Here is a 16648-nt window from a genome sequence, read left to right on the forward strand (position 1 = left end):
GATGCTGTGGATAACTCTTGGCGTGCTCCTGACCGGGGTTATCCACAGGGTCAACCGGAATCTTGCGATCCGCGGGAGAGTCGGCGCATGACGAATCGCAGCGAAGCAGTTGGCCCGATCGATCCCGACGACTCGACCCGTGCGGTTGACCCGATGTGCGCTGAGGGCTCGGCGCGTGCGGTGGACGAGACCCGCGCTGAGGGCTTGGCGCGTGGGGAGGATCCGCCCTGTGCCGAGGGGCCGCCCCGCATCGAGGGTCTGGCTAGTGCCGAGGGTCCGCCCCGTGCTGGGGGCTCGGCACGTGTTGAGGGCGCGCCTAGTGCCGGGGGCCCGTCTCGCGCTGAGGGGGCAGCCGGTGCCGACGGCCCGCCCAGTCGCAACGAGCCGGTCCAGCAGGGGGCTTCCGGCGGCGCGGAAGATCCAAGCGCGAGCGACCTGATCCCAAACGACCCGGGGCCGAGCGGTCCGACCTCGAGCAGTCTGACCTCGGGCAGCCTGATCTCCAGCAGCCAGAGTCCCGGCGCTCGGATCAACCCGAGTGGACGGATCAGCCCGAGCGAACGGATCGGCCTCGGAGACTCAGGCAGCCTCACCGATTCGATCGGTCAGCCCGTGGTCACCCTCCGCACGCCGGCTGAACTGGCGGACGCCTTGCCGTACTTGGTCGGCTTCAAGCCGGAGGAGAGCATCGTGCTCATCGCCATGCACGGCCGGCAAGGGCGCTTCGGCGGCCGTGTGCGCCTCGGTATCCCCGGCCGCGCCGGAGACTGGCCGTGCGTCGCGGAACAGCTGGCTCAATGCCTGGTGGGAGGCTGTGAGAGGAGGGGAGCCCGTCCCGACGGCGTCGTCGCCTTCCTGTGCCAGGAGCCCGTCGGCCCGGAGTCGGGGCGGCAGGTGATGGAGCGGCTGAAGCCGCTGGCTCAGGTGCTCCGCACGGCATGCGGCAGCCTCGACGTCCCGGTGCACGAGGTCGTCTGCATCTCGGACGGGCGTTTTTGGACCTACTGCTGTCCGGACACCCGATGCTGTCCGCCGGAGGGCATCCCCCTGCTCAGCCCAGGCACCTCGGTGCTGGCCGCTGCCGCGACCTACATGGGGATCCGAGCCAGCGCCACGCAGAGCGAGATCCGAGGGCGGCTCGCCCCATGGGAGACCGCCGCGGCGACGGACCAGGAGCGCGCGCTCGACGCCGCCGGTCTCACGCTCATCCCCAAGCTCTTGAGTGACGAAGAGGGCGACGTCGCGGCCGAGACTCTCGACCTGGCCCGCCGGGTCATGGCACGCCTTGAATCCGCGCCCCCTGCTTCCGGTCCCGGGACGCTGTTGGCCGACAACAGGGACGACGAACTGATCGCGCACGACGAGGCCGCTGCCTTGATCCTCGGCCTCCAAGTCCGGACGACACGCGACTGCGCGGCGGAATGGATGGAGGGCGGGGAGGCACTTCCCGCGCTGCGTCTCTGGAGGGCCCTGGCCCGACGCTGCGTCGGCGCATACGGCGAGCACGCGGCGGCGCCACTGACTCTCGCCGGCTGGGTCGCCTGGTCTCTAGGGGACCCCACTGAAGGGCAAGAGGCTCTGGAGATGGCGCTGAATGCCGACTCGGGATACGCCTTCGCCCGGCTCCTGAACCACGCCTGCAACGAGGGCATGGACCCTGAGTCGATCCGCCGCTGCCTTCGCAGGCAGCGCGACGAGCGCATCGAGGAGGCGTCTTATGAGGGTGGGGGAGCGGCCGAGTCGCTGGATGGGGTGACAGAGCCGCTGGACGGAGCGACGGAACCGCTGGGCGGACCGTGGGAACCATCGCAGCACGACGAGGTGTTGGAGCCGGAAGCCCCGGAAGCCCCGGAAGCCCCGGAAGCCCCGGAAGCCCCAGAGGCCTTGAAAGATGTTTCCCGGCGGCACCGTCGCCGCCTGTCGCGCTCTTCCGGACGGGGTCCCCGCAGTGCTGGCGGCGCCAGGTCCTCGGGAGGAGCCAGGGCCTCCAGTGGCGCCCCGGGCCCCGGCCCGCGAGCCTCGGGCGCCTCGGGCACGGGGCCGCAGAACCGCCGCCGTACCCTGCGGCGCAACGCCAGGAACGGCCGATGAATACGCCGCTCGGGTGGTGGGCCAGATGGGTGGCAAAGCTGAGGTCGGGCCCGGCACGACTGGTCAGTTGGCTCCACATGGCCGGCTTCCTGCCGCGGGGGCGTGACTTGGGACGGGGCCGCTCCGTTCACCTGAGTGGCGGTACCCGTGGCCGGGTTGCGCCACCGCACCGCATCCGACCTTCCGTAGCGCAGACAACGCAGAAGAAGCCGCCCCATGTCCCTCCCTGCTCCGTCTTCCGTCTCCGACAGAGAGGGGCCCCGGCGTACCGTGCAGGCCCCCGCGCGCCAGCCCGGTGGACCGGCGCCGACTCCTGCGTCGCGCCCTCCCACAGAGCTTCCGCCCGCGCATGCCGTACTCATGTGCGTCGCCCTGCCAGCCCTCGCGATCTCCACGGACCAAGGGCAGCTGACCGGTCGGGGGCTGGAGGGCTTCTACCGCTCGGGACGACGGATCCTGTCCCGCTGCCAGGTGCGCGTGGCGGGGCGCGAGCCGACCGCCGTGCAGGCCCGGATGCTCTCCGCGGACAGCGCCAGGTTCGTGGCGACGCTCCGACTGTCCACGGACGGCGGTCCCGATCCGGAGGTCGTCGTCGAACGGATCCGATACGCGGACGGCACCGAGCGGATCACCCTGCACAGCGCGGCCGCGCGCCCCCTGCGCCTGCCCGTCGAGGTGTCGCTCGGCACGGACCTGGCCGAGGTGGGCCTGGTCGCGTCCGGCAGGGCCGGGCCCGAACTGCCCGCCAGCGTGCACGACTCCGGCATGCGGTGGTCCTCCGCCACGGCCCACTGCGTGGTCACGGCCGACCCTGCTCCCGAGGACGCTCTGGCATCCGCGGGCCTGCTGCGCTGGGAGATCGACCTGCCTCCGGGAGCCTCGCGCAGTGTGGAGCTGCGGGTGCGTCCCGAAGGAGGTGGGCCGGTCCGCGCTGCGGGGCACAGCGCGCTGCGCTCTGTGGCCACGGCGCGGGCCGTCGGTGACGACCCCAGGGTCCAGCCGCTCCTCGACCGGTCCGTCGAGGACCTACAGGCGTTGCTATTGCGCGACGCCGAGCATCCGACCGACATGTATCCGGCGGCGGGGGCGCCGTGGCGTTGCGGACTGGCGCCGGCCGAGGCGCTGGCCGCCGCCCGCATGGCACTGCCGCTCGGTACGCGCCTCGCGGCCGGGACGCTGCGAACGCTTGCTCGCGGCCAACTCACAGGTCCTGGGCCGAGGTCGGGCATGATCCCGGGGCCGTTGCGGGACGCGGGACCGTACCTGCCGCCGGGATGCACGAGCACGGAGGCGACTCTGCTCTTTCCGGTGCTGCTCGCGGAGGCGTGGCGCTGGGGGCTCCCTGGGCAGGAGGTGGAGGAGCTGTTGCCTGCCGCGGAGCGGTGCCTGCGGTGGCTGCGCGCCGCGGTCGACGACGACGTGTTCCTGGTGGATGCGGCCCATCCGCGTGGTCCCGCGCGCTGTGAGGTCCAGACTCATGCACATCGGGCCGCGCTGCTCGGCGCCGATCTGCTCGATGCCCACGGCCGTGCGGACTCCCTCGGCCTGCGGCAATGGGCGCAGCAGCTGCGGTCCCGCTTCCGGGAGGCCTTCTGGGCGGAGGACCGGGCGGGTGGAAGGCCTGCCGCGGCCCGGCTGGCCGACGGACGGCTTGTTCCGCACCTGGCGGGCGGAGCGGCCCACCTCCTGGACACTGGGCTGCTCGGGTCCGGCACGCTCGCCCCAGGGCTGCTCGACAAGGTGCAGACCGAGCAACTGGCCAGGCTGCTCGGTGGCCCCGCGATGGACACCGGGTGGGGGGTGCGGAGCTTGGGGGCGAAAGAGGCCGCGTACAACCCGTTCGGACATCGCGGAGGCGCGGTCCGGGTGCATGAGACGGCTGTCGCCGTCGCCGGTCTGGCGGCGGCCGGGTACGAGAAGGAGGCGGGCTCGTTGCTGCGCGGCATGCTGTCGGCTGCCGAGTCCTTCGGCCATCGGCTCCCCGAGATGTACGCGGGGGAGCAGCGGACGGAGGGCGGTGCCCCGCTGCCGCACCCGGCCGCCTGCCGTCCTGCGGCCACCGCCGCGGCCGCTGGGGTGCACGTCCTCACGGCGCTCGCCGGGATCCGGCCGGACGCTCCTGCAGGCACGGTGACACTGCGTCCGGTCCGTAGCGCCCCTCTCGGGGAGCTGGGACTGACCGGGCTCAGCGTCGCGGGTGCCTCCTTCTCCGTACGTGTGAGCCGACTGGGCCTTGCCATGGTCGAGGAGGCGGCCGATGGGCTGCAGTTGGGTGCGTGACTCCGCTGTATGGAGACCGGAGGCGCGTCTTGGGTGGATACATGTGTCCGGCGAAACCGGACCGGGAAGCAATGGGCGAAGGAGATGTTTATCGTCAGGCAGACGACTATGATCGCGGCATGTCGCCCTACGACCCGTCGGCTTTCCCGCCCTTCGCTGTCACTGTCGACCTGGTCGTGCTGACCGTACGCCGTCACGCGCTCTGTGCGCTGGCGGTACGGCGCGGTGAGCAGCCGTTCCAGGGGCGTTGGGCGCTGCCGGGGGGATTCGTGCGGCAGGACGAGGACCTGTCGGCAGCGGCGGCGCGTGAGCTGATCGAGGAGACGGGCCTTTGTGCCCATGATCCCGACGGGCCGGCCCAGGCCAATGGGGCTCACCTCGAACAGCTCGCCACGTACGGCGACCCCAAGCGTGACCCGCGCATGCGTGTGGTCAGTGTGGCTCACCTCGCGCTCGCTCCCGACCTGCCAGCTCCCCGGGCCGGCGGCGACGCCCACAGCGCGCGCTGGGCGCCTGTCGAGGCGCTGCTCCAGCAGGGAGGGTACGGCCGTGAGGGCGAGCAGGCGGCACCGCTCGCCTTCGACCACGCGCAGATCCTCGCGGACGGCGTGGAGCGCGCCCGTTCCAAGATCGAGTACTCCTCGTTGGCCACGGCCTTCTGCCCGCCGGAGTTCACCGTCGGGGAACTGCGACGGGTGTACGAAGCGGTCTGGGGTGTCGTCCTCGACCCGCGCAACTTCCATCGCAAGGTGACCGGCACGCCCGGCTTCCTCGTGCCCACAGGTGGAACCACGACCCGGCAGGGCGGACGCCCCGCGCAGCTCTTCCGCGCGGGTGGGGCGACGCTCCTCAACCCGCCGATGCTGCGTCCCGAGGTCTGACACTCGCGTTCGCTGTCACCTGCCGCTCCTGCCGTTCTGTGCTGCTCATCGGACACCAGTGGCTCATGCCCTGCCCGAAAAGCCGGAAATGTCGCGTTATCTTGCTGAAGTACCCACGGGGTTCGTCCGTTCCCGATCCGGTGGACGGGCCCCGGCCGCCGAGCGGTCGCACGTCCTGCGAGAGAAGCGATGATCCAGGCCATCGGACTGACCAGCAATCCCCGTCAGGAGCTCCCGCCCGCCGTCGACGACGTGTCCTTCGAGGCGCGCACCGGCCGTGTCACCGCGCTGCTCGGCGCCGAGGCAGCCGGCAAGACCACGGCGCTGCGGCTGATGCTCGAACTTCAACAGGGCCGTGGAATCACGTACTTCAGAGGCCGTCCTCTGCATCGCATCGCCCACCCGACGCGTGAAGTGGGCGTACTTCTGGGTGATGTCCCAGGCCATCCCGCGCGCTCGGTCCGCGGCCATCTGCGCATGCTGTGTGCGGCCGTCGGAGTACCCGTCCAGCGGGCCGACGACGTCCTGGAGGTCGTCGGTCTCGTCAGCCTCAGGGATCAGCGCCTCGGCACCCTCTCGCGCGGCATGGACCGCCGCCTGGGGCTGGGCTGCGCGCTGGTCGCCGATCCGCACACGCTCGTCCTGGACGGGCCGGCCGAGGGGCTCTCGGCGCGAGAGGGGGCATGGCTGCACTCGATTCTGCGGGCTCACGCGGGCCAGGGGGGCACGGTGCTCTTCACCACGGCCGACCCCAAGGAAGCCGCCCGTACCGCCGACCGCGTCGTGACGCTCGAGGCCGGGCGGCTCGTCGCCGACCAAGAGGTCGCGGACTTCGCGCGCACCAGGCTCCGGCCTCGCGTCGCCGTCCAGAGCCCGCACGCCGTCCGCCTCGGCGCGCTCCTCGCCAAGGAGGCGCGCGCGGGGCAGCGGTCGATCGAAGTGGTCAGGGAGGACGGCAACAGGCTTTCCGTGTACGGCAGTAACTGCGCCGACGTGGGGGAGGCCGCGTACCGGCACGGCATCCTCGTACACCAACTCGCCGATGAGGTCGGCGATGCGGGACCGCCCACGCGGCTGGGTGTGGCAGAGCCCGCTCACCGGAGCGAACGGACGGAATCCCGTCCCGTCGAGGGTCTGGCTGCGAGCTCCGGAGAACCCTCCGCCGATGGCTCGGGGGACGGTTCGGGCGACGTGGCGGCTGAAGGGGGAACGCCGAGCGCGGTGGAAGCTCGTGCGGCCGACACAGGGGAAGGGCAGGACGAAGCCGCCCGGTCCCTGCTGATCCCGCTGGCTCCGCTGGAGGTCGACGACACCATTCCGTTCGAGAGCGATGCCGTGTGCGCCACCGGAGCCGCTCCGGCGCGCTCCGCCCCTCAGGACGCGGTGTCGCCCTTGCCGCCCCCCATCACCGTCCGCCCGAGCCGCAGCCCCCTACGCCCGCTGCGCTACGAACTGCGTCGCCTGATGGGTGTCGGCACCGGTTACCTGACCTTGGCCGCCGTCCTTGCCACCTCCGCCCTGATCTGTGTCTTCCTGGCGCGGGCCGGGCACACGCCGCAGCCGCGGCTCCTCGCCGCCTGGCCCCGAGAACTCCCCCTGCCGCCCGCCGCCCTGGGCGCGGGGTTGCTCGGTGCCCTCGCGTTCGGCGACGAGTTCCGCCACCCCGCTCTCGCCGCGGACCGGGGCACCGTGCCCCGGCGCCTCGGGCTGCTCGGCGCCAAGCTGCTGGTCGCCGCCGCCACGGCGTTGCTGCTCGGTGCCCTCGCGGTCGCCTCCGACACGGTGGTGCTCCACCTTGTATACGGAGACGAGCTGACGAGAGTTCCCGCCGACTGGCTTTCGCTCAGTGCGAGTTGGGGTGCCCTGGTGACGGGCTGCGCCTGGGCGGGCGTCCTGGCCGCGGGAGTCTTCAGGTCCACGACAGCCGGGCTCGCCGCGGTTCTCGCGGTGCCGATCGTCGTCGTACCCCTCGTACAAAAGGCCGTCGAGGGTCCGTCTGTGCGATCGGCCGCCGGGCTTCCGGGGCGGCTGCGGGACCTCGCTCTGGTGCAGTGGCCGTTCGGAGCGGAGCGATATCTGGCGGCGGGGGTCCGCATGATCGCCCAACCCGTGGGTGGTGCGCTGATGTTGTCGCTGACCGCTCTGCTCTGCGCATATCTGCTCATGGCGATGCGTACGAGAGTCCGTTGACGACCGTCCGCCGCCTTCCGGTGCGGGCCTGTGCGCAACTCCCCGGGTAACGCCCATTTCTTTCCGATAAGGCGTCAATTGCGGCAGGGTGAGCGATCACCCTTTCGTGTGCTTTTCACCAAAGACCTCAAGGGAGTTGGGGGCAGCGCCGACAACTGATTCCGTGAGTACCCTTGCGCACACCATGATGACCACCGCCCGCTCCGCCGACTCCGGTCTCGCCGGCCCGGGCGACCTCGACCGATACCCCTACAGCGAGTCCCCCGGTGGCGAGCGCGTCGTCGCTCCCGTGTGGGACGGCGCCGAGCAGGACCTGGGGCGCGTGGGCCGGCGCAGCGCCGGAAGCCGCGGCCGCGGGCTGCACGGCCAACTCGTCCAGCAGCTGGGGCAGATGATCGTCTCCGGCGACCTGGGCGCCGACCGGCCGTTGGTCCCCGAGGAGATCGGCCAGCGGTTCGAGGTCTCCCGCACCGTCGTCCGCGAGTCCCTGCGCGTACTCGAGGCCAAGGGCCTCGTCAGCGCCCGGCCCAACGTCGGCACGCGCGTGCGTCCCGTCAGCGACTGGAACCTCCTCGACCCGGACATCATCGAGTGGCGCGCCTTCGGGCCGCAGCGCGACGACCAGCGGCGCGAGCTCGGTGAGCTGCGCTGGATGATCGAGCCGCTCGCCGCCCGCCTCGCCGCGGGACACGGCCGCGAGGAGGTGCAGCAGCGTCTCGCCGACATGGTCGAGATCATGGGGCACGCGCTCGGGCAGGGCGACTCGATCACCTTCTCCCGCGCCGACGCGGAGTTCCACTCGCTGCTGATCCAGCTCGCGGGCAACCGCATGCTCGAGCACCTGTCCGGCATCGTCTCCGCCGCCCTGCAGGTCTCGGGCGGGCCGATCACCGGCTGTGACCGCCCCAGCGAGGCCTCGCTCGCGCACCACTCCCGCATCGTCGACGCCCTCGCGGCGGGTGACGGGACCGCTGCCGAGGCCGCCATGCGGCAGCTGCTCACCGTCCACCCGGAGGTGGAGCGCGTCGTGCCCGCCCCGCGCGAGCACTGATCGCGCGGCCGCACCGGCGCCGCCGGTGCGCGCGTGGTGTGCGGTACCGCGACGTCGTCGCGTGCGTCGCTCCGTACGCCGTTCGACGGTTCTGCCGTCGTCTCCAGTCACTCCGTGTCGCCGGACCGCGGCGGGCTCCTCGCGAGCTCCGCGTGGTCCGGCGACGCAGGGTGAGGGTTGCTTCGCCGGGTATCGGGGGATCATTCGTGCATGCGTATAGGTCGCTTGTGACCGTATCTGGATGCTTTTGAGTACTTACGGGGTGTGACTCGGGCCACGTAGATTGGGCGTAACGCTCCAAGGAACAGCGCGATGACCTAAGAGGTGATAGCCGAGGAGGGAATACAGCAGTCGTTCGCGGCGCTGTGTAGCTCCCCGGCCCCGCCCGCGCCGTCGGCCCAATCCCCAGCCGCCGGTCGTCGGCTCCGGTCCACAGTGGACGGGGCCGGAAGCCGTTTTCCAACGTTCCGAGAGGTTGTTCGTGTCGGCCAGCACATCCCGTACGCTCCCGCCGGAGATCGCCGAATCCGTCTCTGTCATGGCGCTCATCGAGCGGGGAAAGGCTGATGGGCAGATCGCCGGCGATGACGTGCGTCGTGCCTTCGAAGCTGACCAGATTCCGGCCACTCAGTGGAAGAACGTTCTGCGCAGCCTCAACCAGATCCTCGAGGAAGAGGGTGTGACGCTGATGGTCAGTGCCGCGGAGCCAAAGCGCCCCCGCAAGAGCGTCGCAGCGAAGAGCCCGGCCAAGCGCACCGCGACCAGGACGGTCGCTGCCAAGACCGTCACGGCGAAGCCCACCGCCACCGCCGCCACTGAGGCGCCGACCGCGGACGGCGCCGAGGACGCGCCCGCGAAGAAGGTCGCTGCCAAGAAGACGACGGCCAAGAAGGCCGTCGCCAAGAAGACCGCCGCCAAGAAGACGGCGGCCAAGAAGACCTCCGCCAAGAAGGACGCCGACGAGCTCCTGGACGACGAGGCCACCGAGGAGGCACCCGCCGCCGGCAAGCCCGGCGAGGGCGAGCCCGCCGAGGAGGGCGCCCAGGGCTTCGTGCTCTCCGACGAGGACGAGGACGACGCGCCTGCGCAGCAGGTCGCCGCGGCCGGTGCCACCGCCGACCCGGTCAAGGACTACCTCAAGCAGATCGGCAAGGTCCCGCTGCTCAACGCCGAGCAGGAGGTCGAGCTCGCCAAGCGCATCGAGGCCGGTCTGTTCGCCGAGGACAAGCTGGCCAACGCCGACAAGCTCGCGCCGAAGCTCAAGCGTGAGCTGGAGATCATCGCCGAGGACGGTCGCCGCGCCAAGAACCACCTCCTGGAGGCCAACCTCCGTCTGGTGGTCTCCCTGGCCAAGCGCTACACCGGCCGCGGCATGCTCTTCCTGGACCTCATCCAGGAGGGCAACCTCGGTCTGATCCGCGCGGTCGAGAAGTTCGACTACACCAAGGGCTACAAGTTCTCCACGTACGCCACCTGGTGGATCCGTCAGGCGATCACCCGCGCCATGGCCGACCAGGCCCGCACCATCCGTATCCCGGTGCACATGGTCGAGGTCATCAACAAGCTCGCGCGCGTGCAGCGCCAGATGCTCCAGGACCTGGGCCGTGAGCCCACTCCGGAGGAGCTGGCCAAGGAACTCGACATGACCCCGGAGAAGGTCATCGAGGTCCAGAAGTACGGCCGTGAGCCGATCTCCCTCCACACCCCCCTGGGTGAGGACGGCGACAGCGAGTTCGGTGACCTCATCGAGGACTCCGAGGCGGTCGTGCCGGCCGACGCGGTCAGCTTCACGCTCCTCCAGGAGCAGCTGCACTCCGTCCTGGACACCCTGTCCGAGCGTGAGGCGGGCGTGGTCTCCATGCGCTTCGGTCTCACGGACGGCCAGCCCAAGACCCTCGACGAGATCGGCAAGGTCTACGGAGTGACGCGTGAGCGCATCCGTCAGATCGAGTCGAAGACGATGTCGAAGCTGCGTCACCCGTCGCGTTCGCAGGTCCTGCGCGACTACCTCGACTAGGCGTCAGGCACGCGCCAGACCGTTCACCGGAAGGCCCGAAGTCCGCATCGCGTGACTTCGGGCCTTCTGCGCGCGGGTGCGCCGTGTGCGGCACTGAATCACTGTGGGTATGCCATGGCAACCCAGAGTGAGGAGATCGCATGCGTCGTCCCTTCGCCCGAGCGTGGACGGGGGTACTGGCCGTGGCGGCCACTGCCGCCGCCCTGCCGCTGGCTTCCCCGGTACCCGCGGTGGCCGACAGTGTGGTCATCGGGGGCAGTCCGGTGGAGGTGTCCGACAGTCCATGGACAGTGGCGCTCTCCAGTCGTGACCGGTTCGGGGGTACCCGTGCGGGACAGTTCTGCGGCGGCGTGGTGGTCAGTCGCACGACCGTCCTTACGGCTGCCCACTGCATGAGTGAGGACGTGCTCGGGGTGCCCCTGAGCGAGGTGCCCGACCTGAAGGTGATCGCCGGCCGCGGAGACCTGCGGGCTTCTGACGGCAGGGAGATTCCTGTCCGTGACGCCTGGGTCAACCCGGAGTACGACGGTTACACGAACTCCGGCGACGTGGCGGCGCTGACACTGGCCGAGCCGCTTCCGGAGAAGTACGTGATCCCCATGGCCGGAGCGGGCGATCCCGCGTACGAGGCGGGCACAGGCGCTGCCGTGTACGGCTGGGGGGACACCACGGGGGCGGGCCACTACGCGCGCTCCCTGCGCTCGGCGCGCGTGGAGGTGCTTCCCGACGCCGTGTGTGAGCGGGCGTATCCGGGCAGTGCCGACGGGAAGTACGTGGCCGAGACCATGGTCTGCGCGGGGGAGATGGACGGCCGGCGGGACGCCTGTCAGGGGGACAGCGGTGGGCCGCTGGTCGCGCACGGGCGGCTCATCGGGCTCGTGTCCTGGGGGAGTGGCTGCGGGCGCGCCGGGAGTCCGGGCGTCTACACGCGGGTCTCGGATGTCATCAGAGTGATGCGTGCCTACAGCTGAGGCCGTACTCCGCCTTACGGCTGAGACTGGTGCTGCCCCTCAGGGGGCAGCCGGGCGGGCGGGTGGCTCAGGGCGGCTTCGCCGGAGTGGGCCGGAAGCTCTTGCCGGAGCCGGTCGGCGACCGCCCCGCAGCGGCCCTGAAGGGCCCTGGGTGCCGCTGTGACGAGAGCGGGCGGCCGTCCCTGCTGTTGGCAGGGGCGGCCGCCCGTTCACCGGCCTGGTGTGCCGGGGCTGGCTCGTCGTGAATGCGAGGTGTCAGCGTTCTTCGTCGGAGGCGCTCTCGGGAACGGCGGTCAGTCGCTCCGTCTCGTCCTGTATCTCAGCGGCGATCTTCTTGAGTTCCGGCTCGAACTTGCGGCCGTGGTGGGCGCAGAAGAGCAGTTCACCGCCGCTCAACAGGACGACGCGCAGGTATGCCTGGGCGCCGCAGCGGTCGCAGCGATCAGCGGCCGTCAGGGGGCTCGCGGGGGTCAGAACAGTAGTCACGTCGCCTCTTCTCTAGCTCGACGAGCTGTCGTACCAGGGTCAACATCCAACCAGGCCGAAAACGTTCCCGCTCGTGGCTTTTCCTCGAAATTTCTTCTCGAGGAGGTTGTCCGTTGCCGGTTGGCGGCGAATGTGCCGTATTGCGTCTCTTACGTGTCTTACGGTTTCGCGCTGTCAGTCAGGTCAGGTCCTCCCCGGCTGGCTTGCCGGTTGTTCATGAGGACGTGCCCGGAGCCTAAATGGTTCATGCCTGGAAGGGAACGTGACGTGCGCTTCACTCCAACGAGGGATCGAACATGTATGCGAGCCTGGACTAGTCTGAGTTGAGACGAGGGTGGCGTTACAACGGCTCTACCAGGCCTCGGTACCCTCTGAGCGGCAACCGAAGCCGCGTCCTTACCCCAAAGGACTCCCTTTGAAATTCAGCGAGGAGCGAACCGCGTGACCGCCGAGACGTCCGTGCCGTCCACAGCGTTGCTGACCGGAGCAGACCGGGACGGTTCCAACTACACCGCGCGGCACCTGCTCGTCCTGGAGGGGCTCGAGGCCGTCCGCAAGCGTCCGGGCATGTACATCGGGTCGACGGACAGCCGTGGCCTGATGCACTGCCTCTGGGAGATCATCGACAACTCGGTCGATGAGGCCCTGGGCGGGTACTGCGACCACATCGAGGTCATCCTCCACGACGACGCCTCTGTGGAGGTCCGTGACAACGGCCGTGGCATCCCGGTCGACGTCGAGCCCAAGACCGGCCTCTCCGGAGTCGAGGTCGTCATGACCAAGCTCCACGCGGGCGGCAAGTTCGGCGGTGGCTCCTACGCGGCCTCGGGCGGTCTGCACGGCGTGGGCGCGTCCGTGGTGAACGCGCTCTCCGCGCGCCTCGACGTCGAGGTGGACCGCGCCGGCCACACCCACGCGATCAGCTTCCGGCGCGGTGTCCCCGGCGCCTTCGCCAAGTCGGGGCCCGACGCCCCCTTCGACCCGTCGGCCAAGCTGAGCAAGACCAAGAAGATCCCCAAGGCGCGCAGCGGCACGCGCGTGCGGTACTGGGCGGACCGCCAGATCTTCCTCAAGGACGCCAAGCTCTCGCTGGAGAACCTGCACCAGCGCGCCCGCCAGACGGCGTTCCTGGTCCCGGGCCTGACGATCGTCGTGCGCGACGAGTTCGGCCTCGGCGAGGGCGGCAGCAAGGGTGAGGAATCCTTCCGCTTCGATGGTGGCATCAGCGAGTTCTGCGAGTACCTGGCGCAGGACAAGGCGGTCTGCGACGTGCTCCGGTTCTCGGGGCAGGGGACGTTCAAGGAGACCGTGCCGGTGCTGGACGAGCACGGGCAGATGACGCCGACGGAGGTCACCCGCGAGCTCGGTGTGGACGTCGCGCTGAGGTGGGGCACCGGCTACGACACGACGGTCAGGTCGTTCGTGAACATCATCGCCACCCCCAAGGGCGGCACCCACGTCAGCGGTTTCGAGCGCTCGCTGACCAAGACGATGAACGAGGCGCTGCGGGCCCAGAAGGTGCTCCGGGTGGCCGAGGACGACATCGTCAAGGACGACGCCCTGGAGGGGCTGACGGCGGTCGTCACGGTGCGGTTGGCCGAGCCGCAGTTCGAGGGGCAGACCAAGGAGGTCCTGGGCACCTCGGCGGCCAACCGGATCGTCGCCAACGTGATCGCCAAGGAGCTGAAGGCGTTCCTGACGTCGACCAAGCGGGATGCGAAGGCGCAGGCCCGCGCGGTGATGGACAAGGCGGTGGCCGCTGCGCGGACGCGGATCGCGGCACGTCAGCACAAGGACGCCCAGCGGCGAAAGACGGCTCTTGAGTCCTCCTCGCTGCCGGCGAAGCTGGCCGACTGCCGCAGCGACGACGTGGATCGCAGCGAGCTGTTCATCGTGGAGGGCGACTCGGCGCTCGGCACGGCGAAGCTGGCGCGGAACTCGGAGTTCCAGGCGCTGCTGCCGATCCGCGGCAAGATCCTGAACGTGCAGAAGGCGTCCGTGACGGACATGCTCAAGAACGCCGAGTGCGGGGCGATCATCCAGGTGATAGGAGCCGGCTCGGGCCGCACCTTCGACCTGGACGCGGCCCGGTACGGGAAGATCATCCTGCTCGTCGACGCCGATGTGGACGGCGCGCACATCCGGATTCTGCTGCTGACGCTGTTCCAGCGGTACATGCGGCCGATGGTGGAGGCCGGGCGGGTGTTCGCGGCGGTGCCGCCGCTGCACCGCATCGAGCTGAGCCAGCCCAAGAAGGGCCAGGACAAGTACCTGTACACGTACTCCGACCGGGAGCTGCGCGAGACGCTGCTGGAGCTGCAGCGCAAGAACGTGCGGTACAAGGACTCCATCCAGCGCTACAAGGGTCTGGGCGAGATGGACGCCGACCAGCTGGCCGAGACCACGATGGACCCGCGCTACCGCACCCTGCGACGGATCAACATCTCCGACCTGGACGCGGCCGAGCAGGTCTTCGATCTGCTGATGGGCAACGACGTCGCGCCCCGCAAGGAGTTCATCACCAGCTCCGCCGCCACACTGGACCGCTCGCGCATCGACGCGTGAGGCCTCGCGCGCCCCGCGTCTTGCGCGGCGGGCTCGTCGGACGGCGCATCTGGTTCTGAACTCCGCGCGTCGTCGGAGCACGTAACGCGTCATGGGAGCCGTGCTCTCCACCCCCGGGTGGAGAGCACGGCTCCACCCATGTTCCACCCCTGCTCCGATCTCATCGCCTGGCGATCTCCGTAGCGTCGAAGGCGTCGATCCCCCGCGGATCGGCCTCGTTCCTGCTCGTCGTACGGAGGCTGACATGTCCGGGCTCACCAACGCACTGGTGATCTGCGCCGTCGTGGTGCTCGTGGTCGTCCGCCAGTTCAAGCCACAGCAGATCAGTACGGACCGGAGCTGGTGGGTGGTACCGGCGGTGCTGGTGTTTCTGTCCGTGCGCGAGCCGGGTCTGATCGACTCCCGGCACCAGGCGTCGTCCGTGGTGCTGCTTGCCGCCGAGCTGCTCGTGGGTCTGGCCATGGGCGTCGGCTGGGCGCGCACCTCCCACGTGTGGACAGAGCAGGACGGCACGGCCTGGAGCAAGGGCACCAAGGCCACCGCGGTCGTCTGGGCCGTCGGGATAGGTCTGCGGGCCGCCCTGTTCGGAGTCGGCTCGCTGCTGGACGTGCGTCAGGACAGCGCCGCGCTGATGCTGGCCCTTGCTGCCACCCTGCTGGTCCGCAGCGGTCTGCTCCTGCTCCGGACCAGGACCACGACGGGGAGGGGAATCGCCGGCGTCGCCGGGTACCCGACATACGGTGTGGGCGGCGACGCGGCGTACGAGCCGATGCGGAAGGACCCCGTGTGACGTGGGAACGCTGGACGAGGTGGCCCTCCCGGGAGGCGCTCACCTGGGCGGGGCTGAGTCTGGCCCGGCTGTGGTTCGTCAGAGTCGTGCGTGTGGTGGTCCTCGCCTGCTTGCTGTGGGACGCGTTCCATGGGGATCGAGGCTGGCGTCTGACGGCCGGGGTGTCGATGGTCCTGGCCGTCACGTTCGTGGGATGGGCGTTCTTCCGCGTCTCGTACGACCATCGGCTGTGGCCCTCCTTGGGGCTGATGGCGCTGCTGATGGGAGCCGCGTTCGCCGCCGAGCTCGGCGGCTGGCGGATGCTCGCCATGGTGCTGTGGTGCGGCTCGGCCGTCTCCGCCCTGGAGCGGTTGCCGCTCGCCGCATGTGTGCCCTGCGTCGCCGTCGCGATGGCCGGATACATCGCGTACAACAACGACAGCTGGCTCGTCACGGGGCTCACGGTGGTCGGTCTGATCCTTGCCGGGTACACCCTGCGACTGGATGCCGAGGCGCGGGGCAGCTCCCATCGGCTGCTCGCGCAGGAGCGGGCCGCGCGAGCCGCACAGGCGGAGTCGGCCGCCCTCGCCGAGCGGGCGCGGATCGCCCGTGAGATCCATGACGTGCTCGCGCACAGCCTCTCGGCTCAGCTCGTCCACCTGGAGGCGGCCCGGTTGCTGATCGAGCGGGACGCGACCAAGGAGCAGATCCTGGACCGGGTCGTGGCGGCGCGGTCCATGGCGAGGGACGGCCTCGCCGAGACCAGACAGGCACTGTCCGCGCTGCGCGGGGAGATGACACCGGTCGAGGACTTCCTGCGGGAGCTGGTCACCGCGGACCGCGCGGTGGTCACCGTGACGGGTGAGCGACGGGTGCTGCCGGCCGAGGCGTCCCAGGCGGTACGCAGGGTGGCGCAGGAGGCCCTGACGAACGTGCGCAAGCACGCGCCGGGCGCGAAGGTCCAGGTGTGCCTTCGGTACGGGGTGGGTGAAGTGAGGCTGGACGTAAGGGATTCGGGCGGGAGCTCGCCGGGGGAACTCGCCGCCTCCGGGGGCGGGTACGGTCTGCTCGGCATGCGTGAGCGGGCCGAGTTGTTGGGCGGGTCCCTGGAGGCAGGGCCGGGTGAGGAGGGGTTCGTGGTGACGTTGAGGGTGCCGGGATGACGAGGGACGACGGCACCGCCAGGACTGAGGGTGACGGGGTGAACAGGTTCGTGGGTGACTGGGTGGGCGGGGCCGTGGGGGACAGGCAGGTCGGGCCCGAAGTGGAGAGACGGGACGGCCCGGTGGACAGCGGCTCGGAGAGAGCCGAAGGGGGCAGCGGCCTGCGGAGAGCCGAGCAGGGAGG

General features: G+C 70.3%; 11 protein-coding genes. 10 read left to right on the forward strand and 1 reads right to left on the reverse strand.

Features of this window, described 5'->3' with window-relative positions; all coding sequences use genetic code 11:
* Positions 1-564 precede the first annotated feature (564 nt).
* From AB0L89_RS32460 to AB0L89_RS32490, 7 genes are all read left to right on the forward strand, one after another.
* Complete coding sequence (locus AB0L89_RS32460) at positions 565-2091, forward strand: DUF4192 domain-containing protein (protein WP_365149222.1); 1527 nt, start codon at positions 565-567, stop codon at positions 2089-2091.
* 360 nt (positions 2092-2451) lie between these two features.
* The gene (locus AB0L89_RS32465; protein ID WP_365149026.1) at positions 2452-4371 is read left to right on the forward strand and encodes a glycogen debranching N-terminal domain-containing protein; all 1920 of its coding nucleotides are present in this window, start codon (positions 2452-2454) and stop codon (positions 4369-4371) included.
* Between the two features lie 119 nt (positions 4372-4490).
* Entirely contained in the window at positions 4491-5252 is a 762-nt protein-coding gene (locus AB0L89_RS32470; RefSeq protein WP_365149029.1) for an NUDIX hydrolase, read from the forward strand.
* Between the two features lie 189 nt (positions 5253-5441).
* On the forward strand, positions 5442-7442 hold the full coding sequence (locus tag AB0L89_RS32475) for an ABC transporter ATP-binding protein (protein WP_365149032.1): 2001 nt from the start codon (positions 5442-5444) through the stop codon (positions 7440-7442).
* Between the two features lie 163 nt (positions 7443-7605).
* Complete coding sequence (locus AB0L89_RS32480; protein WP_365149034.1) at positions 7606-8493, forward strand: FadR/GntR family transcriptional regulator; 888 nt, start codon at positions 7606-7608, stop codon at positions 8491-8493.
* 475 nt (positions 8494-8968) lie between these two features.
* Positions 8969-10510 (forward strand): RNA polymerase sigma factor, encoded by a 1542-nt coding sequence (locus AB0L89_RS32485; protein WP_365149037.1) that lies wholly within the window; start codon positions 8969-8971, stop codon positions 10508-10510.
* 140 nt (positions 10511-10650) lie between these two features.
* A complete protein-coding gene (locus tag AB0L89_RS32490) occupies positions 10651-11481 on the forward strand; it encodes a serine protease (RefSeq protein ID WP_365149040.1) in 831 nt (276 codons plus the stop codon).
* 255 nt (positions 11482-11736) lie between these two features.
* On the opposite strand, the gene AB0L89_RS32495 is transcribed toward AB0L89_RS32490, so the two are convergent.
* Positions 11737-11967, reverse strand: coding sequence for a hypothetical protein (locus AB0L89_RS32495; protein WP_055697095.1), 231 nt, complete (start codon positions 11965-11967; stop codon positions 11737-11739).
* Positions 11968-12408: 441 nt separating this feature from the next.
* Here AB0L89_RS32495 and AB0L89_RS32500 point away from each other — a divergent pair, with 441 nt between their 5' ends.
* The 3 genes from AB0L89_RS32500 to AB0L89_RS32510 all read left to right on the forward strand — a co-directional run bounded on the left by AB0L89_RS32500 (position 12409) and on the right by AB0L89_RS32510 (position 16464).
* Complete coding sequence (locus AB0L89_RS32500; RefSeq protein WP_365149043.1) at positions 12409-14532, forward strand: DNA topoisomerase IV subunit B; 2124 nt, start codon at positions 12409-12411, stop codon at positions 14530-14532.
* 244 nt (positions 14533-14776) lie between these two features.
* Entirely contained in the window at positions 14777-15322 is a 546-nt protein-coding gene (locus AB0L89_RS32505) for a DUF1453 domain-containing protein (protein ID WP_365149046.1), read from the forward strand.
* Positions 15319-16464, forward strand: a complete 1146-nt coding sequence (locus tag AB0L89_RS32510; RefSeq protein ID WP_365149049.1) for a histidine kinase — start codon at positions 15319-15321, stop codon at positions 16462-16464. The genes AB0L89_RS32505 and AB0L89_RS32510 overlap by 4 nt, the downstream gene beginning before the upstream one ends.
* The last annotated feature ends 184 nt before the right edge of the window (positions 16465-16648 follow it).

The organism is Streptomyces sp. NPDC052114 (assembly GCF_040680155.1).
In the GTDB taxonomy this organism is placed as follows: Bacteria; Actinomycetota; Actinomycetes; order Streptomycetales; family Streptomycetaceae; genus Streptomyces.